The organism is Pseudomonas sp. Rh2, assembly GCF_040762985.1.
Taxonomy (GTDB): Bacteria; Pseudomonadota; Gammaproteobacteria; order Pseudomonadales; family Pseudomonadaceae; genus Aquipseudomonas; species Aquipseudomonas taiwanensis.
In genome coordinates this window covers 4,462,759-4,486,573 of record NZ_CP142890.1, presented here as the reverse complement: position 1 = coordinate 4,486,573, position 23,815 = coordinate 4,462,759, and the positions used below count along the sequence as shown (strand labels likewise).

Below are 23,815 nucleotides of genomic sequence, written 5' to 3'. Positions count from 1 at the left end.
CGAGCCTTGCTCGCGATGCAGCGCACAGGCGGTACCGATTCCATGCGTGGCACAGGGCAATCTGCTGCGCCTGTCACAGGCCCAACAGGCCCGTAACGAGGGTAGGAGCGAGCCTTGCTCGCGATGCAGCGCACAAGCAGTACCGATTCCATGCGTGGCACAGGGCAATCTGCTGCGCCTGTCACAGGCCCAACAGGCCCGCAACGAGCGTAGGAGCGAGCCTTGCTCGCGATGCAGCGCACAAGCGGTGCCGATTCTGAGTGCCGCGAAAGCGCCGTCACAATCAACCGAGAATCCCGATGCCCCACCACGCCCTGTACCAAGCCCTGGAAGCACAGAACCCCGCCACCCTCGAGGTGTTGCTGGCAAGCGTCACCCTGTTGCTCCCGATGCTCGACGTCATCCCAAACGCCGCCATCTTCATCAAGGACACCCAGGCCCGCTATGTCCTGGCCAACCGCACCCTGGTCCAGCGCTGTGGCCTCAAGCAATTGTAGCCATTACTGGGCAAGACCAGCGCGGAAGTGTTCCCTGCACAGCTGGGCCCGGGCTACACCGAACAGGACCGTCGCGTGCTGGAGCATGGCCTGGTGCTGGAAGACCAACTGGAACTGCACCTGTACGGTAGCCGCGAGCCTGGATGGTGCCTGACCCACAAGCGCCCGTTGTACGACCCGCAGGGGCGCATCATCGGCCTGGTCGGCATCTCGGTAGACTTGCAGTCAGCCGCCGATACCCACCCTGCCTACCAGCGTCTGGCCGCCGTGGACGAGCACATTCGTCTGCACTTTCACCAGCCCATCAGCATGGGCCAGTTGACCCGAATTGCTGGAATCTCCGTGGCGCAGCTGGAGCGCTACTGCAAGCGGGTGTTCCACCTCACGCCGCGGCAGATGATCCACAAGGCGCGCCTGGAGCACGCCCATCGCCTGCTGCACAGCGACTTGCCGATCACCGAGGTGGCTTTGCAATGCGGTTACACCGACCACAGCGCGTTCAGCCGGCAGTTCAAGCAACTGACCGGCTTCACACCCAGGCAATACCGCCAGGCGACGGCAACTCAGGAAGGTTGAAACAGGGCGCGAGCTTCGTCGAAACATTGCTCGGCAATCGCCGAGCGTGGCTCGCTGCGACGTAGCAGCAGGCCCACCGGGCTGTGGATGCTGGCGTCAACTACCGGGACGATGCGCATGTGTGCGCTCAGCGCTTCCAGCCCGCAGTCCAGCGGCATGACTGCGCAGCACACGCCGGCGGTGATCGCCTGGACCAGCTGGAAGCTGGAGTCGCTTTCCAGCACCGCCAGCGGCTCCAGGCCGCGGCTGCGGAAACTCAGGTCTAGCGACTGGCGGTAGTGCATGCCCTTGCTCAGCAGGCCCAGCGGAATGTCGGCCAGTTCGTCCCAGTGCAGTCGTGGGGCGTCGAACTGGAAAAAGCGCGTGTCATGCAACAGGCCCATGGTGGTGATGCCCAGTTCGATCACGTCGAAGAAGCTGGTGTTGACCTGGTCCAGGTAGCAGATGCCCAGGTCGAGCTGGTTGCGGCTCAGCCCGTCGATGATCTGCTCGGAGCTGAGCGAGCTCAGCTGAAAGTGCAGCTCAGGGTACTTGGCGCGCAGCGGCATCAGCAGGTGCATGGGGTTGAAGCTGGCTAGCGGTACGGTGCCCAGGCGCAGGCTGCCGACCACCTGGCCACGGCAACTGGCGGCCTCGGCCTGCAGACCGTCGTGGGCGGCGAGCAAGGTGCGCGCCCAGGCCAGGATGCGCTCGCCGGCTTCGGTGAATCCCTCGAAGCGCTGGCCACGCTTGACCAGCACCAGGTCCAGTTCGTCCTCCAGGTTGCGCAAGCGCATCGACAACGTGGGCTGGGTGATATGGCACAGCGCCGCGGCTTGGCCGAAATGGCGGGTCTGGTCGAGGGCGATGAGGAATTTCAGTTGCTTGATGTCCATGGTGCGGCCTGGTGTGCTGGGTAAGTGGACCTTAACCAAGTCTTGGCTGGCTGGCCATTGTTTGATGGTGTCCGGCCGTGTTGCTGGCAAGCCGGTGCCTGTTGCATGGGCCGATAGAGCCGATCGATGAACCCGTTCGCCATATCGATTGGACGCCTGGCGGCCAGGCCTCTAGCGTGGCGGCAATGCCATTCGAGGAGCACACCCTGTGAGCGTCAAACCCGATGCAGTGTTCGTACCGCTGAACATCGCTGTACTCACCGTCAGCGATACCCGAACCTACGACAACGACACCTCCGGCGAGCTGTTGGCCAGCCGCGCGGTGCAGATGGGCCATCGCCTGGTGGCGAGGTCGCTGCTCAAGGACGACCTGTATAAGATCCGCGCCCAGGTCGCCACCTGGATAGCCGACGACAACGTGCAGGTGGTGCTGGTCACTGGCGGCACTGGTTTCACCGGGCGCGACAGCACGCCTGAAGCGGTGCAGTGCCTGCTGGACAAGCGCATCGATGGCTTCGGTGAGTTGTTCCGTGCCCTGTCGATCCTCGATATCGGCACCTCGACGGTGCCGAGCCGGGCAATGGCCGGGCTGGCCAACGGTACCTTGGTCTGTTGCCTGCCAGGTTCGACCGGTGCCTGCCGCACGGCCTGGGAGGGGATCCTGGCCGAGCAGCTCGACGCCCGGCACCGGCCGTGCAATTTCGTACCGCACCTCAAGCCGATTGCGGTGTGCGAGAGCCGCGGTTGATGTTGGCCCTCAGTCGCCGGTAAACCGCGGCGATTGGGGCATCAGCTCAACACATGATCGACCGGTTGCAACGCCTCGGGCAATGGCTCGACCCCAAGCCCCGCCAGCACATCCCGTTCGATGGTGCGCACCATGGCATCGGTGGGCAAGTCGTTCTCATCGCGCCCGAACGGGTCTTCCAACTCATTGCCGATCGCATCCAGGCCAAAGAAGGTGTAACCCACGATGGTGGTGAACAGCGGCGCCAGCCAGCCCAGCGGCTCGGCCAGGGCAAACGGTAGCAACAGGCAGAAAATGTAGATGGTGCGGTGCAGCAACAGGGTGTAGGGGAACGGCAACGGCGTGCCCTTGATCCGCTCACAGGTAGCCTGCACCTGCGAAAGTCCCGTCAATCGCTGCTCCAGCAAGGTGTAGCGCCACTCGCTGATGTGGTTCTGTTCGGCCAGCTGTGAGCACTGCGCGCCGACCTGGCGCAGGATGCCGTCGCAAACGTTGTGCGGGCTGATACCGTGCGTGTCGGCCAGCCAGGGACGTGCCGCGGCAAGGTCGTCTTCGTTGCGCAGCCTGGCATTGAGTGCATGGGCGAAGCCACACAGGCTGCGCAGCAACTGGCTGCGCAACTGCTCGTCGGTGATCGCCACGCTCTCGCGCACGAACGAACGGGTCTCGATGATCAGCATGCCCCAGGCCTTGCGGCCCTCCCACCAACGGTCGTAGCAGGCGTTGTTGCGAAAGCTCATGAAGATCGACAACGACAGGCCCAGCAGGGTGAACGGGGTCGCGCTGACCGGGTAGAAGAACGCCGGGAAGTGCCGCTCGACCAACACGATCAGTGCCGCCAGCAAGGTAACCGTGAGGCAACGCAAGGCAATGCGTTTGATGATCGACCCTTTGAGGGTGAACAACACGCGCAGCACATCAGGGCGGGAGTGGACGATCATGGAAGTCCAGAGGCGGGCACTCAGCCGCCGGTCATGTTCATGAAACGCAGGATCTGCACATCGCCGCCGACTTCGAAATGATGGCGGTATGGCTTGAGGTGCAGTGAGTCGCGGATGGCTTTTTCCAGGCGTTCGGGATTGCCCGGATGGGCACGAAGCACGTGCTTGAGGTCCACCGAGTGCTCATTGCCCAGGCACAGCAGCAGGCGACCTTCGACGGTCAGGCGCACGCGGTTGCAGGTGGCGCAGAAGTTGTGGCTGTGCGGCGAGATGAAGCCGACCCGACTGTCCGGCGCCTCGGCCAGGCGCCAGTAACGTGCCGGGCCTTGGGACGATTCGGTGGACTCTACCAGGGTGAAATGCTCGGCCAGGCGCTCACGCACCTCGTCGCTGGAGCAGAACGACTCGCCCCGCTCATGTTCGCTGATAACGCCCAAGGGCATTTCTTCAATGAAGGTGATGTCCAGGTCACGGTCGATGGCAAAGCGCACCAGGTCGACCAGTTCATCGTCGTTGCGCCCTTTGAGCACCACGCAATTGAGTTTGGTTCGGTGAAAACCGGCGCGGCGGGCGGCGTCGATACCCGCGATCACCTGGCTGAGGTCGCCTGTGCGGGTCAGCTGCTTGAAGCGCTCGGCATTCAGACTGTCGAGGCTGATGTTCAGGCGTGAGACGCCGGCGTCGAACAAGGGTTGGGCCATTCGCCCCAGTTGCGAGCCATTGCTGGTCAGGCATAGTTCACGCAGGCCGGGCAGGGCGGCGATGCGCTGGCACAGCTCGACGATACCCTGGCGTACCAGAGGCTCGCCGCCGGTTAGGCGGATCTTTCGGGTACCCAGGGCGACGAAGCGTTCGGCGACCTGGAACAGCTCTTCGAGGCTAAGGATCTGTTGGCGCGGCAGGAACTGCATGTCCTCGGCCATGCAATAGACACAGCGGAAGTCGCAGCGGTCAGTAACCGACATCCGTAAGTAGTCGATTTTCCGGTTGAAGCCGTCGATCAGGGGCCGGCTGTTCTGTTCCACGTTCGCGCTCGAATGAGGTAGGGGCGGCGGACGCCGCGTGTCAGGTTCAAGCTATAACCTGGCGCCACCCCCGTCAAATTGCTTTCTCCGACTAATTGATAAATACCCTCTATCGTGGCTGCACGTCCCGTGTGGCATGGGCTGTAGGGCATCATCGAGCCTGCTTATCGAGCCGTAAGGTATTTCGATTGGACGGCCTCGGTTCGGGCTCCATACGCTGGAAAAAAGCCGGGCAACTGACCTGGCGGCCTTTTTCGAATGCCCCGCGTGAGGATCCATCCCATGAGCCAAGACGAACACATCAGGGACTACAAAGGCCCCGCCGCCGGCTGGGGCGCGCTCAAGAGCGTGACCAAGAGCTGGCTGGGCAGTGACAACGCCTTCAAGAACCTGCGTGCCATGCTCAAGACCAATCAGAACGGCGGCTTCGACTGCCCAGGTTGCGCGTGGGGCGAGTCGCCGGAAAGCGACATGGTCAAGTTCTGCGAGAACGGCGCCAAGGCGGTGAACTGGGAGGCAACCGGCCGGTCGGTCGACCCGGCATTCTTCGCCAAGTACAGCGTCAGTGCCCTGGCCGAACAGACCGATTACTGGCTGGAGTACCAGGGTCGCCTGACCCACCCGATGCGCTATGACGCGGCCTCCGACCACTACGTGGAAACGACTTGGGACGACGCATTCGCCCTGATCGCCCAGCACCTGCAAGCGCTCGACTCGCCGGATGAGGCCGAGTTCTACACCTCGGGTCGGGCCAGCAACGAGGCGGCATTTCTCTACCAGCTGTTCGTGCGCGCCTACGGCACCAACAACTTCCCCGACTGCTCGAACATGTGCCATGAGGCCAGCGGTACCGGCATGTCCGAAACCCTTGGCGTGGGCAAGGGCACGGTGGTGTTCCACGACCTGGAGCTGGCGGATGCGATCTTCGTCATCGGCCAGAACCCTGGCACCAACCACCCGCGGATGCTCGAACCCCTGCGCGAGGCGGTCAAGCGTGGCGCACAGGTGGTGTGCTTCAATCCGCTCAAGGAGCGTGGACTGGAGCGCTTCCAGCATCCGCAGCATCCCTTCGAGATGCTCAGCAATGGCTCCGAGCCGACCAACACCGCGTATTTCCGCCCGGCCCTCGGCGGCGACATGGCTGCCATGCGCGGCATCGCCAAGTTCCTTCTGCAGTGGGAGCGCGAAGCCCTGGCCAAGGGTGAACCCCCCGTGTTCGACCATGTTTTCATCGCGGAGCACACCAGTGGCGTCGAGGCCTACCTGGCCGCGGTGGATGCCACCTCCTGGGAGCATATCGTCGAGCAGTCGGGTTTGACCCTGGCCGAGATCGAGTTGGCAGCACGTATGTACCGCAAGGCCGAGCGAGTGATCATGTGCTGGGCCATGGGGATCACCCAACACCGTCACTCGGTGGCTACGGTGCAGGAAATCGTCAACTTGCAGTTGCTGCGCGGTAACGTCGGCAAGCCGGGCGCAGGCCTGTCGCCGGTGCGTGGCCACAGCAACGTGCAGGGCGACCGCACCATGGGCATCGACGAGAAACCAAGGGCTGGGCTGCTCGATGCGCTGGAGAAGCGCTTCCAGTTTCGCGCTCCGCGTAACCCTGGGCACAACGCCGTGCTGGCGATCAAGGCGATGGAAGAGGGGCGGGCCAAGGTCTTCGTCGCGTTGGGGGGCAACTTCGCCCAAGCCACGCCAGATACGCCCCGTACCCACGCAGCCTTGCGCAACTGTGCGCTGACGGTGCAGATTTCCACCAAGCTCAATCGCTCGCACCTGGTTACCGGGCGCGATGCGCTGATCCTGCCCTGCCTGGGCCGTACCGAGATCGACCTGCAGGCCACCGGTCCGCAAGGTGTTACCGTTGAAGACACCTTCAGCATGGTGCATCTCTCCCACGGTCAACTGCGTCCACGGTCGCCCCATCTGCGTTCAGAACCGGCCATCATCGCCGGCATGGCCAAGGCCACCTTGGGCAACAAGCCCATCGACTGGGAATACGCCATCGCCGACTATGGCCGCATACGCAGTCTGATCGCCGATGTGATTCCGGGTTTTGCCGACTTCAACAAGCGCCTGCAGCATCCGGGGGGCTTCCACCTGGGCAACAGTGCCGCCGAGCGCAGTTGGCGCACCGCCACTGGCAAGGCGCGTTTCAGCGCCAGCCAATTGCCTGAACACCTGGTCAATGCCCAGGTGCTGGCCCGTGGTGACAAGCCGGACCTGATCCTGCAGACGCTGCGTTCGCACGACCAGTACAACACCACGCTATACGGCCTGGATGACCGCTACCGAGGGGTGTTCGGCCTGCGCGAGGTCGTGTTCGTCAATGAGGCTGACATTCGCCGCCTGGGCTTCGAGCCGGGTGAGCAGGTGGACATGGTGTCGCTGTGGGAGGATGGCCGCGAGCGTCGTGTAGCGGGGTTCCGTCTGGTGCCCTATGACGTGCCCGAGGGGCAGGCGGCGGCTTACTACCCCGAGACCAACCCGCTGGTACCGTTGGAAAGTTACGGCGAAGGGACCTACACGCCAACCTCCAAATTCGTGGCCATTCGACTGGAGAAAGCCAAGGCCGTTAACCGGATCGGCACCGTGCTGGCAGCGGACTGAACACAGCCCATCATCGCCGTCACGCTGATGCTGCAGGGGCCGGCGTGCCGGTGGTGAGGCTGGCACCTGTCACGAACGATGCACCGGGTACGCCGTGGTGTACTTCATCTGCTCCATGGCAAAACTGGAAGTGATGTTGGAAAGTCCGTCGGTGCTGTTGATCAGTTTCTTGTAGAAACGGTCATATGCCGCGATATCCCCCACCACCACACGCAGCATGTAGTCCCAGTCTCCGGACATTCTGTAGAACTCCATCACCTCCTCGAAGCCGTTCACCGTCGTGGCGAACTGCTCCAGCCATGCGCTGTCGTGGCGTTGGGTCTTGAGCTGGACGAACACGGTCAAGCCCAGCCCTAGCCGCTGCGGGTCGAGCAACGCAACGCGGCCAATGATGTAGCCGTCTTCTTCGAGCCGTTTGACCCGCTTCCAGCACGGGGTGGTGGACAGGTTGACGGCCTCGGCCAGGTCCTTGAGGGAAATCGAAGCGTCGCGCTGGAGCAGGGTCAGGATGTGTTGGTCGAAACTGTCCATGGGCCTCTGGCGATCAAGTGAGAAAAATTATTCTCCGAGGGTAGCGTGAAATAGCAAAAAATACTGCTATAGGAGCCTCTTGCGCGGGTGTGAGATAGTGGCGCTCTTCAACCTGTCTCCCTTCGACCAATGGACCCGACCATGTCCGACAAGCCGCGTAATTTCGCCACCCGTACCATCCACGCCGGTGAACAGTCCAGCGTCGCCGACAATGCGATCTTCCCGCCGATCTACACCGCCAGTTCGTATATCAAGCGCAGTCTGGACGATAACCCCGAGTACGCCTACAGCCGTGTGGGCAACCCGACGCGGCATGCCTACGAAACCTGTGTCGCCGCCTTGGAAGAGGGCGTTGGCGCAGTGGCGTGCGCCTCTGGCGTGAATGCTACCGCCACGGTGCTCGAGCTGCTGCCCAAGGATGCCCATGTGGTGGTTATGAACGGCGTCTATGGCGGTACGTTCCGAATTCTGGAGGACTACCGCGGGCGTACCTCAGGGCTGACCACTACCTACGTCGACCTCAACGACATTCACGCGGTGGAGCAAGCGATTCGCCCCGAGACCCAATTGATCTGGATCGAGTCGCCGACCAACCCCCTGTTGCACCTGGTCGACATCAAGGCGGTGTGCGACCTGGCCCGTTCGCGCGGCATCCTCACCTGCATCGACAACACCTTCTGTTCGCCCTGGAATCAGCGCCCGATCACCCTGGGCGTGGACTTGGTGATGCACTCGGCGAGCAAATACATCGGCGGCCATTCCGACCTCACCGGCGGCGTGGTGGTGGCCGCCAACGAGCAATTGCTGGCCCGCCTGCGCAAGATCAGCATGGCGGTGGGCGCGATCCAGGGACCGTTCGACTGCTATCTGGCCCTGCGGGGGCTAAAGACGCTCGACGTGCGCATGGAGCGTCAATGCGCCAATGCGTTGCAGGTGGCGCGTTTTCTGGAAAGCCACCCGCAGATCGAGAAGGTCTATTACCCGGGGCTGGAAAGCCACCCGCAGCATGAGCTGTGCAAGCGTCAGATGCGCGCTGGCGGAGCGGTGGTGGCGATGAAGGTCAAAGGGGGTGACCGGGCGGCGCTCAATCGTCTGGTGGAGGCGTTGCGGATCTTTGTCCTGGCCGACTCCCTGGGCGGGGTGGAGAGCATGATCAACCATTCCTGGAGCATGTCCCACAATTCGCTGAGCCCGGCGCAGAAAGGCGAAATGGGGATCAGCGAAAACCTGTTGCGCCTGTCGGTGGGGATCGAGGATTACCGCGATTTGATCGAGGATCTGGACGGGGCGCTCAAGGCGTCCGCTGCGGTGTGAAGGCTGGGCCGGCTCCGTTCAGGAGCCGGCCTGCCGGCGATAGGGCGTGGAATCAGGATTTGGGCGGATGAATGATCCGTTCGATCTTGTCCTTGAGCAGTAACCGTTCCTTGCGCAGGCGATTGATCACATCGTCATTGGTGCCGTTGGTTTCGGCAGTCACTACTTCTTTGTCCTTGGCGTTGTATTCCTTGTGCAGCTTGTGAAGTTCCTGGTCCTTGTCGATGAGTGCCTGGAACTGGTCGGCGGATACGTGCAGGTCAGCGAGCAAATCGTGCGGAACTGGCATTTCTTCACCTCTGTCGGGTTGTCGGTAAGGTCCTGACCTTTGAGGATAGCCGCCTTTGCGCAGGTAGGGGACTGGGGTAGGCTGTCGCCTCCCTTCGGCGAACCGGAACCTGCGCCATGCCCCATCTGAACCTGGAATACAGCGACAACCTGCGTGAACTGAATGTCGATACGCTGCTGCTGCGCCTGAACCATGTGCTGGTCGGGAGTGGCCAGTTCGCCGATGAACGGGACATCAAGAGCCGGGCCCAGGCGTTTGCCCGCTACCGGGTCGGCACCGCGCCGGGTGAGCGGGCCTTCGCCCATGTGCGGCTGGCCATCCTCGATGGACGTTCGCCCCAGGTGAAGGCACAACTGTCTGCCAGTCTGCTCGAGGTGTTACGCGACGCCATCCCGCAGCACCCCGGCCTGGACCTTCAGCTGTGTGTCGAGGTACTGGACATCGAGCGAGTGCCGTACGCCAAACTCCACCTGCCAGGCTGAATGACAGCTGAATGAACGGCTTCTAATTTGAAAAAGATGCTGGCTCACGAATTTGTTGGCGTCTTTTTCACGAAAAATTGATGGTTCGCTTTCTAGAGTTTCGCCAACTTTACCAAGGTGCCTTTCAGGCCTTGGCTGATAATCACTCTTGATTGCGAACGCTGATGCTCAACTTCAAATACCTGCGGACCGAATGGGTTACGCTGCTGGCCAGCCTTTACCTGTTGATCGGCTTCAATGCCTTCCTCTGGCAGCACCTGGAGCACATCCTGCCGCCGGGCATGACCGGGCTTTGGTTGGGGTTGGCGTTCGCCCTGCTGATGGTGTTCGCCTTCAATCTGATCTTGACGCTGTTTGCCTTCCGCTACGTATTAAAACCGCTATTGATCCTCTTGTTCATGAGTGGCGCGGGGGTCGCTTACTTCATGAACCAATATGGTGTGCTAATTGACTCGGGGATGTTTCGTAATATCGCCGAGACCAATGTTGCCGAAGTGCGTGACTTGCTCTCCTTGAAGTTTGCGCTTTATATACTTTTGCTCGGTGTATTGCCTTCGGTCCTGTTGTGGAAGGCCCCCATCGCCTACCGCGCCTGGCACCGAGAACTGCTCGGCAAACTGGTGGTCAGCGGTGCCTGTGTCGTGGCCTTGGGCTCGGTGGCGCTGGTCAACTACCAAGGGCTGTCGTCGCTGTTTCGAAACCATCACGAACTGCGCCTGATGCTGACCCCCAGCAACATCGTCGGTGCTTCCATTGGCTATGTCAGCGAGCGGGTCGGTACGGCTGCGCGGCCGTTCGAGAACTACGGCGAAGATGCCCGTCGCGATGCCGCCTGGCAGCACCATGAGCGCAAATCGCTGACCGTCCTGGTCGTGGGCGAAAGCGCACGGGCAGAGAACTTCGGGGTGCTCGGCTACGACCGCGACACCACGCCAAGCCTTGCCAAGGAGCAGGGCCTGGTAGCATTTTCCGATGTGCACTCCTGTGGGACCGAGACTGCCGTGTCGGTGCCTTGCATGTTTTCCGGCATGGGGCGCAAGGATTACGACGCACGGGTGGCCAAGAATCGCGAAGGGCTGCTGGACATCCTCCAGCGCGCGGGTCTTGCCGTGCAGTGGCGCGACAACCAGTCCGGCTGCAAGGGCACCTGTGACCGTGTGCAGTTCGTCGATGTCAGCAACCTCAAGGACCCGACGCTCTGCGCCAACGGCGAATGCCATGACGAAATCCTGCTGCAGGGCCTGGGCGATCTGATCGACAACCTCGACAAGGACACCGTGCTGGTGCTGCACCAGATGGGCAGTCATGGGCCGGAGTACTACAAGCGTTATCCGGCGGACAGTGGTCGCTTTGGCCCGGTGTGCCAGAGCAATGCGCTGGACCAGTGCAGCCAGCAGGAGATCATCAACGGTTATGACAACACCCTTGCCTACACCGACAAGGTGCTGGCCTCGTTGATCGACATCCTGCGCAGCAAGCAGGACAAGGTCGATACCGCGATGATCTACCTGTCCGACCATGGCGAGTCGCTGGGCGAATACAACCTGTACCTGCATGGCACGCCCTACATGATGGCACCGGAGCAGCAAAAGCATGTGCCGCTGCTGACCTGGTTCTCCGACAGCTACCGTGAAGACTTCGGCATCGACAACGACTGCCTGGCCAAGCTCAGCGACGCGCCGTTGTCCCAGGACAACCTGTTCCACTCGATGCTCGGCCTGCTGCAGGTGCACACCGAGGTCTACCAGCAGTCGCTGGACATGTTCGCCAGCTGCCGGCCTTGGCTGGCGGCCAAGCGCTGAAAGAATGTCCAGCCCCCTCATCAAGGCTTCCAGGACACCACTGATCGACCTCAAGGATGGCGCAGGTTTCACCAGCAGTGCCCGCGCCGTATATACTGCGCGCCAATGTTAGTGGGAGAGCCTCGTGGCCATCGAAATACACTGGATTCGTGACGACCAGAGCCTGGCCGAACACTGCCTGCGCTGGCGCGAACTGCCGTTCGTCGCGCTCGATACCGAATTCATGCGCGTCGACACCTTTTACCCCAAGGCCGGTTTGGTCCAGATCGGCGATGGCCAGCGGGCGTTCTTGATCGACCCGCTGCTGATCGGCAATTGGCAACCCTTGGCCGAGCTGCTCGATGACAGCGCCGTGGTCAAGGTGCTGCACGCCTGCAGCGAAGACCTCGAAGTGCTGCTGCGCCTTACCGGCAAGCTGCCGCAGCCGCTGTTCGACACCCAGTTGGCGGCTGGTTACCTGAACCTGGGCTTCTCCATGGGCTATTCGCGCCTGGTTCAGGAAGTGCTGGGCATCGAGCTGCCCAAGGGCGAAACCCGCTCGGATTGGCTGCAGCGGCCGCTGTCGGAAACCCAGGTGAGCTACGCCGCCGAGGATGCCGTGCATTTGGCCGAGCTGTTCGCCGCCCTGCGTCCGCGGTTGTCCGATGACAAGTACGCCTGGGTGCTGGAAGACGGTGCCGAGCTGGTGGCTCAGCTGCGCCGTGAGGTCGAGCCTGAAACCCTCTACCGTGAGGTCAAGCTGGCCTGGAAGCTGTCGCCCCAGCAACTGGCGGTGTTGCGCGAACTCTGTGCCTGGCGCGAGCGAGAGGCCCGCAGCCGCGATGTGCCGCGCAATCGCATCCTCAAGGAGCACTCGCTGTGGCCGATGGCCAGGACCCAACCCGACAGCCTGTCGGGCCTGGCCAAGATCGACGAGATGCACCCGCGCACCATTCGGCAGGACGGCGAGTTCCTGATCCAGCTGATCAAGCGTGCCGCCAGCCTGCCCAAGGAGCAATGGCCGCAGGCGCTGCCCGAACCACTGCCGATCGAAGCCGCAGGCATCCTCAAGCGCCTGCGCGCCGTTGGCCAGGCCGAAGGCGAACGTTTGGGCATCGCCCCGGAACTGATGCTGCGCAAGAAGACCCTGGAAGCCTTGCTCAAGAGCGGCTATCCCAATGGCCCTTATCAACTGCCCGATTCGCTGCGCGGCTGGCGTCGCCAGCGCATGGGCCAGGCCCTGCTGGACAACCTGGCGGGCGCCGGAGAGACCCAATGAAACGTATCTGCTCGATCTACAAGAGCCCCCGCAAGCACGAAATGTACCTCTATGTGCTCAAGGCCGACGGCCTGGAGCGCGTACCCGAAGGCCTGCTGCCGTTCTTCGGCACCCCCGTGCACGCCTTCGACCTGGTGTTGACCCCTGAGCGCAAACTGGCCCGCGAAGACATCGCGAAGGTGCTGGAGAACCTGGAGAACCAGGGCTATCACCTGCAGATGCCGCCACCTGAAGACGACTACATCGAGCACCTGCCCGAAGAGTTGCTGCGCCGTAACGATCCCGCCTGACCCAGGCGCGGTTACCCACTTTTGCCAGGCGGCCCGCAGATCGGGCCGCTGTCGTTATCTGTCAAGGTTGTCACGTCGATGCGCGTTCTGATCGCTGAACAGGATCATGCCACTTATGCCCGCCTGCTGAGTGAGTTGGCCCCGGATCTGGAAATCCTGACCAGCGGCGATTCCGCCGAACTGGCGCGCCAGGCGCCAGAATGCCCGGTATGGCTGGGCCAGCCGGACTTGCTGGCAAGCCTGCTGCGCCAGGGCCACAAACCCGACTGGATGCAATCGACCTGGGCCGGCATCACCCCGTTGCTGGCCCAGGGCCTGCCGCGTGATTACCGTTTGACCCGGGCGGTGGGCATCTTTGGCCAGGTAATGGCCGAGTACATGCTGACCTATATGCTGGTCCATGAGCGCGAAGTGCTGTCACGCCTGGTCAGCCAGGTCGAGCGGCGCTGGGATGATCGTCCTGGGCGTTCGCTGCAAGGGCGCAAGGTGCTGATCGTCGGTACCGGTGATATCGGCCAGTGCGTGGCCGAGTTTCTCCAGCCGTTCGGGGTGACGCTGTACGGCGTTGCCAGCCGTGCCCGCGAGCAGGCGCCGTTCGTCGAGGTGGCTGGCCTGGAGGACTTGCCGCGGCTGGTGGGGCAGGTCGACTACGTGCTCAACCTGCTACCGGATACCCCAGCGACCCATGATGTGTACGACGCAGCGCTGTTCCAGCGGTTCCAGCCCAGTGCGTTGTTCATCAATGCCGGTCGAGGTGTGGCCGTGGTCGATGCCGACCTGGTCGAGGCGTTGAAGCAAGGGCACCTGGCGGGTGCGGTGATCGACGTCTGCCGGCAAGAACCTTTGCCCCAGCGGCATCCGTTCTGGACCGCCTGGGGTTTGCTGCTGACCGGGCATAGCTCGGCACCGACGTCGCCGGTGGCGATGGTGCGCTTGTTCGTCGAGAATGTGCGCAGGTATCAGGCGGGCGAGGGGTTGCGTGGCGAAGTGGCTTTCGCCCGGGGTTACTGAACTATCTGCAGCGTTGCGGCCAACCCCACGCAGGAGCCGGCTTGCCGGCGATCAAGCCGGAAAGCCAGCCAAAGGCTCAGAGGCTGAAATCACCCTCGGCCGCCAACTCGCTCAGCGGTCGGCGTGGGCTCGGCACTTCACGGGCTTGCAGCGCTTCGTCCAGGCTGGCCTTGTCGCCCAGCTTGCCGATCGCCACCATGGCGTGCAACTCGTAGCCCTCGGGAATTTTCAGTGTTTCGCGGGCCAACGCCTGATCGAACCCGGCCATGCCGTGGGTGTGCCAACCGCTGATGCTGGCTTGCAGTGCCAGGTGGCCCCAGGCGGACCCGGTGTCGAAGGTGTGCCACAGGGCCGGCTTCTCTTCGTGGGTGCCGGGTGCGGCGAATGTGGTCTTGGAGATGATCAGCACCAGCGCGGAGGCCTGTTGCGCCCAGCTGCGGTTGAACGGCACCAGCAGGTCCAGGTAGCGCTCCCAATGCGCGGTGTCCCGGCGTGCATAAAGGAAACGCCACGGCTGCGAGTTGTAGGCCGATGGCGCCCAGCGTGCGGCTTCCAGGAAGCTGAGCAAGGTTGCTTCGCTGATCGGCTCGGCGGTGAAGGCGCGGGGCGACCAGCGGTTGATGAACTGCTCGTTGATGGCGTAATCGGCGATGCGAGGGTTGGCGCTCATGGCTGCTCCTGCAATGGGTGGGAAATACCGCACGCTACTGCCTGCGCGCGGGACTGACAAGCGGTCTGGCTTTGCCGAAGGCCAGGCTCTAGACTGGCGCCGCCGCGCGCCGCGGACTCAAGATGACTGCAGGAAACCCGTGTGATGATTGCTGACGACGCGCCGTTCTGGCGGCGCAAGACCCTCGAACAACTCGACCCGCAGGAGTGGGAATCGCTTTGCGACGGCTGTGGTTTGTGCTGCCTGCAAAAGCTCGAGGACGAGGACGACAACAGCGTCTATTACACCCGCATCGCCTGCAAGTTGCTGGACCTGAACACCTGCCAGTGCAGCGACTACCCCAACCGCTTCGCCCATGTGCCCGACTGCATCCAGCTCACGCCGGGCAAGGCCGACCAGTTCAAATGGTTGCCCAGCACCTGCGGCTATCGCCTGGTCAGCGAGGGCAAGGACCTGCCAGCCTGGCACCCTCTGGTGTGCGGTGACCGCAAACAAGTCCACGAACAGCGCATTTCCCAGTCCGGGCGTATGCTCAGCGAGCATGATGTGGATGAAGACGACTGGGAAGACCACCTGATTTTCCGCGCCAGCTGAACGGCGCGCCCAGTCGCCTCTGGGAAACAAGGAGTTTCTGTATGCGTTGTCAGCTGTTGTTGCTGTTGGGCCTCGTGGCCTGTGCCCCAGCCTGGGCCAAGAAGGTCGATCTCGATTACCAGGTGCGCCTGTTGCCCGAACAAGGCCAGGCCGAAGTGCGACTGACCTTGGGCGATGGCAGCGCCGTACGCTCGCTGGATTTCGACTTGGGCAAGGCGGGTGCGTACAGCGGTTTTCAGGCCGATGGGCAATGGCAACAGCAGGGTGAGCGTGGCGTGTGGCATCCGGCGGCGGGCAAGACCAGCCTCAGCTACCGGGTGCAACTGGACCAGAAACTGCGTAGTGGCGCGTATTCATCGCGCATGACCCCGCACTGGGCATTGTTCCAGGGCGAGCAACTGGTGCCGTCGGCGCGCCTCGACCAGCAGGACGGTACCGAGCTGGTGGCGCGCCTGGCATTCGACCTGCCTGCCGGCTGGAAAAGCGTCGAGACGGCGTGGCCGCGTATCGGCAAGGACAAATTTCGCATCGACAACGTGTCGCGCTTGTTCGACCGCCCGACCGGTTGGATGCTCGCGGGCAATCTGGGCAGCCGCCGTGCTCGTCTGGGCGAGACCGAGGTCACTGTCGCCGCTCCGGTGGGACAGGGCATGCGCCGAATGGACAACCTGACGCTGCTGACCTTCGTCTGGCCGCAGTTGCAGGCGGTGTTCCCGCGTAACCCGCCAAAGCTGCTGGTGGTGGGGGCCCGCGATGGCATGTGGCGCGGGGCGATGGCGGCGCAGGGATCGTTGTACCTGCACAGCGCCAGACCTATGGTGGGCGAAAACGGCAGCAGTCCGTTGTTGCGCGAGTTGGTGCAGTTGTTCGCACAGATCCACGGCCACGAGGACAGTGACTGGATCGGCGAAAGCCTCACCGACTACTACGCCAGCGAATTGTTACGCCGGGCCGGCGGTGTCAGCGATGACCGTTACCAGGCCTGGCAGGCGCGCCTGCACAAGCAGGCGGCCAAGGTCTCTCACTTGGGCGGCGAGCACGCGACCCCGGCGCAGGTGGCGCGTGGTGTGCTGTTGTTGCAGGCGCTGGACAAGGAGATCCGTCTTCACACCCAGGCCAAGCGCTCGCTGGATGATGTGGCCCGGGCCTTGATGCGCCTGCCGAGCGTCAGCACCGAGGCGTTCGTACAGATCAGCGAAAACGTGCTGGGGCGCCGATCCGAGGCGTTGCAAAGCAAGGTCCTGGCTTCGGGTGACTGATAGGCCGCCGCCAGCGCGGTTCGCTTATTTGAACTTGGGCCCGGAGCGGGTATTCAACCCCTTGGCCAAGCGGTCATACAGCACCACGTTCACCGTCGCCGCCAGGTTCATGCAACCCTCGGTCGGAATGTAGATGGTCTCTTCGCACCACGCCCGAACATCGGCGCTCAGGCTGCCGTCTTCCGGGCCGAAGATGTAGATGGCGCGGTCGGGGTGGGTGTACTCGGGCAGGGGGCGGGCGCCTTCGACCAGCTCCACCGCCACGGGTGTGCACCCCAGCGGAATGATGCGCTGCAGGTCATCGATGCCGATCAATGGGATGTCGTAGTGCACTCGCTTGGTGTCGGTGACGAAGTCACGCGCGCGTTCATACCGCTTGCCCGTGTAGAACACCGAGTTGACGCCGTAGCAACCCGCTGCGCGCATCACCGAACCTACGTTCTCCGCTGATTTGGGATTGAACAGGCCGATGCAGCTGTACCGTTTGTTTGCCACGTGCCGGGGTCCTTCGCAAAAAAAGCGCGATTATACGGGCTACCCGGCGGCAGTGGGGGGCGAAACGACGTTCAGTCTTTCTTGAGCATGCCCGCCAACCCAGCGAATGGGTTGTGGGTGGCCTTGGCGATGCTTGGCGTGCTGGTCGACCCTTCGCTGAAATACTGCTGGTCGGTGTAGCGCGAGTGCTCGTTGTCGTGGCAGTACAGGCACAGCAGCTCCCAGTTCGAACCATCCTGGGGGTTGTTGTCGTGGTTGTGGTCGCGGTGGTGCACGGTCAGTTCGCTCAGGCGCTTGCCGGAGAACTCACGGGCGCAGCGGCCACACACATGCGGGTACATTTTCAGGGCTTTGTCGCGGTAGCCCATTTCTTTGTCGCGCTTGGCGTCGGCCAGGATGCGGTCGAGGCGGGCGGTGGCGGCGGAAGTGGAGGCCGAACTCATGGTGTTTCCTTTGTCTTGATCAGGCAAATGACGGTTCTACTCTTGAGTCTAGCGCGCTTGCGGGGCCCTCGGACAGGCAAAAAGTGCCAGGAAGGCGTAGCCTGTAGATTGGTCCCGACAGGAGGTTGCAGATGGTCCGTGCGATCCTCACCGCGCTGCTGCTCGCCGTGGTGCCAACAGTCGAAGCCGCGGGTACGCCACCGCGGATCAACACACCCGTGCCTGGAGCGCCTGGCACGCCGACGCCAACGCCTTACCCGCAAATCACCCCGAGCACGCCGCCCAAGGCGAATGACAGCCAGCCAGGTGGCCCGCTGTTGCCACCGATGCCGGTGCCTGGACCGCCCAAGGACCAGCCTTTGCCTGGGTTGCGCCCTGAACCGGTGAAACCACCGCCTGACGACGATTAAAGTGCCAGGCGTTGGCCATCCTGCATGCGCAGGCGTTTCGAAAGGGTCACGGCCAGCGCGCGGATGATCCGTGCGGCGATACGGGGTGCCTCATTGAGCATCTTTTCCAGCGAGTCCTTGCCCAGGGTCAACAGCAGGCAGTCGCTGGCGGCGATGCAGCTGGCCGAGCGCCGTTCGCCGTCGAGTACGGCCATTTCACCGAAGGCGCGGCCCTTGCGCAGGGTGGCGATTTCGACCTGGGCACCCGTGCTGTCTGTCTTGCGCACCGAGACCACGCCCTGGTGCAGGATGCACATGAAGGTACCGGCGTCGCCTTCGTTGAAGATGGTATGGCCCTCACGGATTTCGGTCAGGCTGAAATAACCAGCGGCGGCCTGGAAGTCGCTGAGCTGCAGGTTGTCGAACTGGCCGCAGTCCATGAGCATGTCGCGGATTTCGGTGTTCAGAAGGGTTTGGTCGGGCATGTGTCGTTCTTCTTCGCGGCTGTTGTCCGAGAGCGTGGGGCACACCTTCTGGAGCCGGATTGCCGGCGTTAGGACCTTCAGGTGCGCTGCGCTGGGTATGACAACAAAAAACGCGATTTACGCCACGCCCAGCTCATTCAACACGAACGCGTACTCCAAGGCCACGTCCTTGAGCCCTTGGTACCGACCGCTCATGCCGCCGTGCCCGGCGCCCATTTCGGTCTTGAGCAGCAGCAGGTTGTCGTCGGTCTTGCGCGTGCGCAGGCGTGCCACCCACTTGGCGGCCTCCCAGTACTGAACGCGGCTGTCATTGTAGCCGGCGACCACCAGCATGGCCGGATAGGCCTGGGCCTTCACGTTTTCGTAGGGGGCGTAGGCCTTGATCCGCTCATACACCTCTGGCGCTTGCGGGTTACCCCATTCGTCGTACTCGGTGACGGTCAGCGGCAGGTCGGGGTCGAGCATGGTATTGAGAACGTCGACGAACGGCACTTCGGCTATGGCGCAGCGGAACAGCTCCGGGCGCAGGTTGAGCACGGCGCCGATCAGTAACCCACCAGCGCTGCCGCCGCTGATGGCCAGGCGATCGGCACAGGTCACGCCTTCGGCGATCAAGTGCTCGGCGCAGGCGATGAAGTCGTTGAAGGTATTCTGCTTGTGCTCCTGCTTGCCCGCGCGGTACCAAGCCTCACCCAGCTCGCCGCCGCCCCTGACGTGGGCGATGGCGAAGGCTACGCCGCGCTCCAGCAGGCTCAGGCGGGCATGGGAGAACCATGGGTCGAGGCTCTCGCCATAGGCGCCGTAGCCGTACAGGTACAGTGGCACGACCTTGCCGGCATCCGTACGCCGGCGCACCAGGCTGATCGGCACACGGGTGCCGTCCTGGGCGATAGCCCACAAGCGTTCGCTCACGTAGTCGTCGGCGTCGAATGGCCCTAGCACCGGGGTTTGCTTGAGCACTTGCTGGGCACCGCTGGCCAGTTCCAGCTGGCGTACCTGGGCCGGGCGGTTGAGGGCCTCGTAGCGCAGGCGAATGCGGGGGCTGGAAAACTCCAGGCTGTCCTGCACATACAGGCTGTAGGCCGCATCGGGCAATTCGACACGGTACGGCTGCAGGCCCTGTGGACGAACCTCGATGATCGGCAAGCCGCCTTCGCGCAGGCTCAGGCTCAGGGCGCTGGCGTTCAGGCTCAGGCCTTCGAGCATGATTTCATCGCGATGCGGTACCAGCACCTGCCATTGCTGGCGGGTTGGTACCTGGCTGGCCGGTGCGTGGTACAGGGCAAAGTTGATGCCATCCTGGTTGGTGCGGATGAACCAGCGCCACTCACCGTCAAGCTGGCCGTGGTCCGGGAAGTACTCGTGGTCTTCCTGGCGCGGTGCCAGGCAGGTGAATTCGGCTTGCGGGGTGCTAGCGTCGAGCACCCAAGCCTCGCTGGTGGTCTTGCTGTTGAGCAGCAGCACCAGCTGCTGCTCGGAGCTGGAGCGGTAGCAGTGCAGGAAGAAGCGGCCATCGGTCTCTTCGAACACCGTCGCTGCCGAGGCCTCGCCGAGGGTGTGGCGGCGCAGGCGCCACGGGCGGTGGGTGTCGTCCAGCTCGGCGAAGAACAGCGTTTGGCTGTCGTTGGCCCAGGTCATGCTGCCGTCACAGTCGTCGAAGGGCAGGGTGGTGACGCTCTCGTCGGCCAGGTCCTTGACGTACAGCGTGTAGATTTCGTCGCCGCTGGTATCCAGGCTGTAGGCCAGCAAGCGGTGGTCGGGGCTGACGTTGAACGCGCCCAGCGACAGGAAGCCGCCATTGGCCAGGGCGTTGGGGTCCAGCAGCAGCTGCTCGCGGCTTTCATCGACGGTGTTGGCGTCGTCCGCCGGGCGCGGGCAGCGATAGTGCCTGGGGTATTCGTCGCCCGCCGTGGTGCGGGTGTAGTAAAGGTACGGGCCCCAGGGCGAGGGCAGCGACAGGTCGGTTTCCTGGATACGGCCCCTGATCTCCTCGAACAGCTGCTCGCGCAAGGGCGCCTGGTCGGCCAGGCAGGCTTGCTGGTAGGTGTTTTCCGCTTGCAGGTAGGCCAGTACTTCAGGGGTGTCGCGTTGTTGCAGCCAGGCGTAGGGGTCGGTTGCCGAGTCTTGGCGGGCGATGGGGGGCTGAGGTTTGCTGGGCATCGGGGATCTCTTGGCTGGGGGCTGTCGGTGCGCGTACCTGCCCCCTCGCGGGGAAACCCGCGAAGAGGCCCTAACAGGCTAGCGCTGTCGCCGGGGGGCGCCTGCGCCCTGAAAAGTGTTTATCATAGGCATCTCTTTGCCTGGCTTGCACGATCACCATGACCGAGAACGACTATACCCTCGCCTGGGGCCTCTACGCCCTTGCCGCCCTGGGCTGCCTGCTGGTGGGCTTCAAACTCACCGGCTGGATGTGGCGCTGGCTGCGTGAACCGCTGCGGGTGATCCTGGCGGTGCTGCTGCTGACCCCAACCATCGTAGACCCGGTCAAGGAAAGCTTCGCCCCGGCCATCGCCATCACCACCCTGGACGTTGCCTTCAAGGTGGGCAACAACGCCTGGCGCGCGGTCTCCGATTTCGCTCTGTACGGCATGATCGCCTTCGCGCTGTATGCACTGTTCGTGCTGGTCCGCTGGCCGCTGGAAAAACGCGCCCGCGAGCGCCGTGCGAATGCCGAGGCTACCGCCAAGCGTCAGGCAGCCGAGGATGAGCAGGTCGCGTCCGAGTCCGCCTTCGGTGCCGACCGCCGCGACCGCTACCGCGACGACCCGGCGCCAACGCCGATGACCGGCCGTGGCCGGGTAGAACCGCGCTTGTAAACGGAGCGACGAGCATGTGTGAACTGCTGGGCATGAGTGCCAACGTCCCTACCGACATCGTCTTCAGCTTTACCGGCCTGATGCAACGGGGCGGGCGTACCGGCCCGCACCGTGATGGCTGGGGCATCGGGTTTTACGAAGGCCGTGGCCTGCGGCTGTTCCAGGACCCGGCGGCGAGTAGCGAATCGGAAGTCGCCAACCTGGTGCAGCGCTACCCGATCAAGAGCGAAGTGGTCATCGGCCACATCCGCCAGGCCAACGTCGGCCGGGTCTGCCTGTCCAACACCCATCCGTTCGTCCGTGAAATGTGGGGGCGCAACTGGTGCTTCGCACACAACGGCCAGCTGGGCGACTTCAAGGGCGAGGCGACGTTCTACCGGCCCGTGGGCGACACCGACAGCGAAGCGGCCTTCTGCGACCTGCTCAACCGCATCCGTGCGGCTTTCCCCGAGCCTGTGGAGGTGGAGCAGTTGCTGCCGGTGCTGGTGGAGGCCTGTGCCGGTTACCGTGGCAAGGGCGTGTTCAATTGCCTGCTCAGCGACGGCGACTGGCTGTTCTGCTTCTGTTCGACCAAGCTGGTACACATTACCCGTCGCGCGCCATTCGGTGCCGCGCGTTTGAAGGATGTCGACCTGATCGTCGATTTTCACACCGAAACCACCCCCAACGACGTGGTCACGGTGATCGCCACCGAAGCGCTCACCGAAAACGAAACCTGGAACCGCTACGAGCCGGGCCAGTGGGCGTTGTGGCGGCACGGAGAGTGCGTTTCCCACGGCCAGAGCTAAGGACGCTGCATGTTCAGAAGTTATCTGCGGTTGCTGCTGTTCACGTTCGGCCTGCTGGCCGGTATCCAGGTTCCGGGGCTGGTCAAGGACTACACCCAGCGGGTCGAGGCGCACCTGTTCGAGTCGCGCCAGGCACTCGACGGTTTCAAGCAGACGGCCGAGCGGTTCTTCAACGGTGACCTGCAGGCATTGCTCAAGCACTATCGCGGCAGCGACGACCCGGTGTTCAACAGCGATGCCAACAGCATCGAGAGCCTGTTGATTCGCAACCAGTTGCTCGAGGATGAATGGCAGGCGTTGCAAGGCTCGTGGGTGAGCCGCACCTGGCATGTGCTGGTGCAGCCAGAGCCACAACTGCGCGAGGAGACGCTCAAGGGCTACAGCTACCAGCTTCTGCTGGTGCCTGAAGCGATTGGCTGGGGGATCGGCACTGGATTCGTGCTGGCGTTTGCCGTCGAGAGCCTGCTGGTGCTGCTTGGCTGGGTGATTCTGGGTGGACGGCGCAAGGCAGTCAAAGAGAGCTGGCGCTAGTCGATTGTCGCCAGCGCCTGCAACGCACCCGCTACAGGGGCGTCCTGGGCGACAAGACCGTCAGACCAGCACGATCCGCTGGCCGCCGACATCCCGCGCATAGCCCTCCAGCACTTGCCTGCACACCCTGACCACTTCGTCGACCAAGGCCACCCCGGTCTGCCACGCCACCACCAGTTCCAGGCTCGGCGGCGGTTGCAGGCCTTCGATCAACACCAGCTCGCCGCGACTCAGTTCCGCATCCACCAGCGCAGGCGGCAGCGCACCAATACCAAAGCCGTCACGCAATAGCCGGGTAATCGCCGCCACCGAGTTCACGCAGTTCAACCGGGGCATCTCGCACCCCGCGCCCTGGAGGAGGCTGAGCACTTCCTGATGTGGCCGCGAATTTCTGGAAAACGTGACGATCCGTTCGCGTCCCAGTTCGGCGAGCGAGGCGTATTCGCGGTGGTGGCTGGAGCCTGTGGCCACCACCCAGCCCATCGGGTAACGGGCCAGGTCCAGGCTGCGAATCGACTGCTCGCGCAGCAGGTCGGTCTGCAGAATCACGTCGAGAAAGCCCTTTTGCAGCTGTTCGCGCAGGTTCAGCGCGGTGTCGGCCACCAGTTCGATTTCCACGTGCGGATAGCGCTCGGTCAGCTCGGCCACCAGCGCGCTCATCCAGGTGTGGATCACCGTGTCCATCACCCCGATGCGAATGCGTCCGACCTTGGTCCGGTCGCTGTCCAGCGACTGTTTCATCGCTTTGGCGGTATCGAGCATGTGCTCGGCGTACTCCAGCACCTTGCTGCCTTCCGGTGTGAGGCTGACGCCCCGCGAGTCGCGCAGCAGCAGCTTAACCCCAAGGTCCGCCTCCAGCGCGGCGATACGGCTGGAGACCGAGGCCTGGGTGGTGAACAGCTTGTCCGCGGTGAGGCGGAAGCTCTTGAGCCGCGCGACCCAGACGAAGGTTTCGAGGAAACGGAGGTTCATGATCAGTTTTTCTTGTTCCAGACCGGCGGTTTTTCTCGTTGGACTCAAGCCGCACGGCCTCTGAACAATGGTGACAGGCCGCGACGCCAGACGTCGTCCATAAAACAATACCAACAAGCCG

25 protein-coding genes and 1 pseudogene are annotated in these 23,815 nt (G+C 63.2%); 15 read left to right on the top strand and 11 right to left on the bottom strand.

Annotation, left to right across the window (positions count from 1 at the left end):
• The first annotated feature begins 299 nt into the window (after positions 1 to 299).
• Positions 300 to 1,073: pseudogene (locus VXM67_RS20460) on the top strand (helix-turn-helix domain-containing protein).
• Here VXM67_RS20460 and VXM67_RS20455 read toward each other — a convergent pair.
• Positions 1,061 to 1,948, bottom strand: coding sequence for a LysR family transcriptional regulator (locus VXM67_RS20455; protein ID WP_023381778.1), 888 nt, complete (start codon positions 1,946 to 1,948; stop codon positions 1,061 to 1,063). The pseudogene VXM67_RS20460 and the gene VXM67_RS20455 overlap by 13 nt on opposite strands.
• Positions 1,949 to 2,156: 208 nt before the next feature.
• Here VXM67_RS20455 and moaB point away from each other — a divergent pair, with 208 nt between their 5' ends.
• On the top strand, positions 2,157 to 2,696 hold the full coding sequence (gene moaB, locus VXM67_RS20450) for a molybdenum cofactor biosynthesis protein B (protein ID WP_367237344.1): 540 nt from the start codon (positions 2,157 to 2,159) through the stop codon (positions 2,694 to 2,696).
• A 41-nt stretch (positions 2,697 to 2,737) separates the two neighbouring features.
• Here moaB and VXM67_RS20445 read toward each other — a convergent pair whose 3' ends face one another.
• Both VXM67_RS20445 and moaA read right to left on the bottom strand, forming a co-directional pair.
• The gene (locus tag VXM67_RS20445; protein ID WP_104881368.1) at positions 2,738 to 3,637 is read right to left on the bottom strand and encodes a bestrophin family protein; all 900 of its coding nucleotides are present in this window, start codon (positions 3,635 to 3,637) and stop codon (positions 2,738 to 2,740) included.
• A 20-nt stretch (positions 3,638 to 3,657) separates the two neighbouring features.
• A complete protein-coding gene (gene moaA / locus VXM67_RS20440; RefSeq protein WP_027907422.1) occupies positions 3,658 to 4,662 on the bottom strand; it encodes a GTP 3',8-cyclase MoaA in 1,005 nt (334 codons plus the stop codon).
• Between the two features lie 282 nt (positions 4,663 to 4,944).
• Here moaA and VXM67_RS20435 point away from each other — a divergent pair, with 282 nt between their 5' ends.
• Positions 4,945 to 7,275 carry an FdhF/YdeP family oxidoreductase gene (locus tag VXM67_RS20435; RefSeq protein WP_023381774.1) on the top strand — a complete coding sequence of 777 codons (2,331 nt, stop codon included), beginning with the start codon at positions 4,945 to 4,947 and terminating at the stop codon, positions 7,273 to 7,275.
• 69 nt (positions 7,276 to 7,344) lie between these two features.
• Here the strand turns inward: VXM67_RS20435 and VXM67_RS20430 are convergent, their stop codons facing one another.
• A complete protein-coding gene (locus VXM67_RS20430; RefSeq protein ID WP_023381773.1) occupies positions 7,345 to 7,806 on the bottom strand; it encodes an Lrp/AsnC family transcriptional regulator in 462 nt (153 codons plus the stop codon).
• Between the two features lie 129 nt (positions 7,807 to 7,935).
• Between VXM67_RS20430 and VXM67_RS20425 the strand changes: the two genes are divergently transcribed.
• A complete protein-coding gene (locus VXM67_RS20425; protein ID WP_023381772.1) occupies positions 7,936 to 9,120 on the top strand; it encodes a PLP-dependent aspartate aminotransferase family protein in 1,185 nt (394 codons plus the stop codon).
• 52 nt (positions 9,121 to 9,172) lie between these two features.
• Here VXM67_RS20425 and VXM67_RS20420 read toward each other — a convergent pair whose 3' ends face one another.
• Positions 9,173 to 9,409 (bottom strand): YdcH family protein, encoded by a 237-nt coding sequence (locus VXM67_RS20420; RefSeq protein ID WP_023381771.1) that lies wholly within the window; start codon positions 9,407 to 9,409, stop codon positions 9,173 to 9,175.
• Between the two features lie 116 nt (positions 9,410 to 9,525).
• Here VXM67_RS20420 and VXM67_RS20415 point away from each other — a divergent pair, with 116 nt between their 5' ends.
• The 5 genes from VXM67_RS20415 to VXM67_RS20395 all read left to right on the top strand — a co-directional run bounded on the left by VXM67_RS20415 (position 9,526) and on the right by VXM67_RS20395 (position 14,252).
• Positions 9,526 to 9,891 (top strand): 5-carboxymethyl-2-hydroxymuconate Delta-isomerase, encoded by a 366-nt coding sequence (locus VXM67_RS20415; RefSeq protein ID WP_367237343.1) that lies wholly within the window; start codon positions 9,526 to 9,528, stop codon positions 9,889 to 9,891.
• Positions 9,892 to 10,055: 164 nt separating this feature from the next.
• Positions 10,056 to 11,693, top strand: coding sequence for a phosphoethanolamine transferase (locus tag VXM67_RS20410; RefSeq protein ID WP_023381769.1), 1,638 nt, complete (start codon positions 10,056 to 10,058; stop codon positions 11,691 to 11,693).
• Between the two features lie 124 nt (positions 11,694 to 11,817).
• Entirely contained in the window at positions 11,818 to 12,951 is a 1,134-nt protein-coding gene (rnd, locus tag VXM67_RS20405; RefSeq protein ID WP_023381768.1) for a ribonuclease D, read from the top strand.
• Entirely contained in the window at positions 12,948 to 13,241 is a 294-nt protein-coding gene (locus VXM67_RS20400; protein ID WP_023381767.1) for a YcgL domain-containing protein, read from the top strand. The genes rnd and VXM67_RS20400 overlap by 4 nt, the downstream gene beginning before the upstream one ends.
• Before the next feature lie 78 nt (positions 13,242 to 13,319).
• Positions 13,320 to 14,252 carry a D-2-hydroxyacid dehydrogenase gene (locus tag VXM67_RS20395; RefSeq protein ID WP_287168309.1) on the top strand — a complete coding sequence of 311 codons (933 nt, stop codon included), beginning with the start codon at positions 13,320 to 13,322 and terminating at the stop codon, positions 14,250 to 14,252.
• Positions 14,253 to 14,328: 76 nt separating this feature from the next.
• Here VXM67_RS20395 and VXM67_RS20390 read toward each other — a convergent pair whose 3' ends face one another.
• Positions 14,329 to 14,922 carry a nitroreductase family protein gene (locus VXM67_RS20390; RefSeq protein ID WP_023381765.1) on the bottom strand — a complete coding sequence of 198 codons (594 nt, stop codon included), beginning with the start codon at positions 14,920 to 14,922 and terminating at the stop codon, positions 14,329 to 14,331.
• 144 nt (positions 14,923 to 15,066) lie between these two features.
• Between VXM67_RS20390 and VXM67_RS20385 the strand changes: the two genes are divergently transcribed.
• Both VXM67_RS20385 and VXM67_RS20380 read left to right on the top strand, forming a co-directional pair.
• Positions 15,067 to 15,516, top strand: coding sequence for a YcgN family cysteine cluster protein (locus VXM67_RS20385; RefSeq protein WP_023381764.1), 450 nt, complete (start codon positions 15,067 to 15,069; stop codon positions 15,514 to 15,516).
• 41 nt (positions 15,517 to 15,557) lie between these two features.
• Entirely contained in the window at positions 15,558 to 16,775 is a 1,218-nt protein-coding gene (locus tag VXM67_RS20380; protein ID WP_027907423.1) for a hypothetical protein, read from the top strand.
• 24 nt (positions 16,776 to 16,799) lie between these two features.
• Here the strand turns inward: VXM67_RS20380 and VXM67_RS20375 are convergent, their stop codons facing one another.
• Together VXM67_RS20375 and VXM67_RS20370 are read right to left on the bottom strand one after the other, a co-directional pair.
• The gene (locus tag VXM67_RS20375; RefSeq protein WP_008095669.1) at positions 16,800 to 17,270 is read right to left on the bottom strand and encodes an RNA methyltransferase; all 471 of its coding nucleotides are present in this window, start codon (positions 17,268 to 17,270) and stop codon (positions 16,800 to 16,802) included.
• A 71-nt stretch (positions 17,271 to 17,341) separates the two neighbouring features.
• Positions 17,342 to 17,713 (bottom strand): YajD family HNH nuclease, encoded by a 372-nt coding sequence (locus tag VXM67_RS20370; protein WP_023381762.1) that lies wholly within the window; start codon positions 17,711 to 17,713, stop codon positions 17,342 to 17,344.
• A gap of 131 nt (positions 17,714 to 17,844) precedes the next feature.
• Here VXM67_RS20370 and VXM67_RS20365 point away from each other — a divergent pair, with 131 nt between their 5' ends.
• Positions 17,845 to 18,123: a hypothetical protein gene (locus tag VXM67_RS20365; protein WP_023381761.1), complete on the top strand. Its 279-nt coding sequence runs from the start codon at positions 17,845 to 17,847 to the stop codon at positions 18,121 to 18,123.
• Here the strand turns inward: VXM67_RS20365 and VXM67_RS20360 are convergent.
• Both VXM67_RS20360 and VXM67_RS20355 read right to left on the bottom strand, forming a co-directional pair.
• Positions 18,120 to 18,587: a cyclic nucleotide-binding domain-containing protein gene (locus VXM67_RS20360; RefSeq protein WP_023381760.1), complete on the bottom strand. Its 468-nt coding sequence runs from the start codon at positions 18,585 to 18,587 to the stop codon at positions 18,120 to 18,122. The two genes, VXM67_RS20365 and VXM67_RS20360, sit on opposite strands and share 4 nt — an antisense overlap.
• Positions 18,588 to 18,704: 117 nt before the next feature.
• Positions 18,705 to 20,747, bottom strand: coding sequence for a S9 family peptidase (locus tag VXM67_RS20355; RefSeq protein WP_023381759.1), 2,043 nt, complete (start codon positions 20,745 to 20,747; stop codon positions 18,705 to 18,707).
• Between the two features lie 158 nt (positions 20,748 to 20,905).
• Between VXM67_RS20355 and VXM67_RS20350 the strand changes: the two genes are divergently transcribed.
• The 3 genes from VXM67_RS20350 to VXM67_RS20340 are packed head-to-tail and all read left to right on the top strand — an operon-like array spanning position 20,906 to position 22,722.
• Positions 20,906 to 21,403 (top strand): hypothetical protein, encoded by a 498-nt coding sequence (locus tag VXM67_RS20350; protein WP_023381758.1) that lies wholly within the window; start codon positions 20,906 to 20,908, stop codon positions 21,401 to 21,403.
• Between the two features lie 14 nt (positions 21,404 to 21,417).
• Positions 21,418 to 22,191, top strand: coding sequence for a class II glutamine amidotransferase (locus tag VXM67_RS20345; protein ID WP_023381757.1), 774 nt, complete (start codon positions 21,418 to 21,420; stop codon positions 22,189 to 22,191).
• Between the two features lie 9 nt (positions 22,192 to 22,200).
• A complete protein-coding gene (locus VXM67_RS20340) occupies positions 22,201 to 22,722 on the top strand; it encodes a DUF2937 family protein (RefSeq protein ID WP_023381756.1) in 522 nt (173 codons plus the stop codon).
• A gap of 60 nt (positions 22,723 to 22,782) precedes the next feature.
• Here the strand turns inward: VXM67_RS20340 and VXM67_RS20335 are convergent, their stop codons facing one another.
• Positions 22,783 to 23,694: a LysR family transcriptional regulator gene (locus VXM67_RS20335; protein ID WP_023381755.1), complete on the bottom strand. Its 912-nt coding sequence runs from the start codon at positions 23,692 to 23,694 to the stop codon at positions 22,783 to 22,785.
• Positions 23,695 to 23,815: the final 121 nt, after the last annotated feature.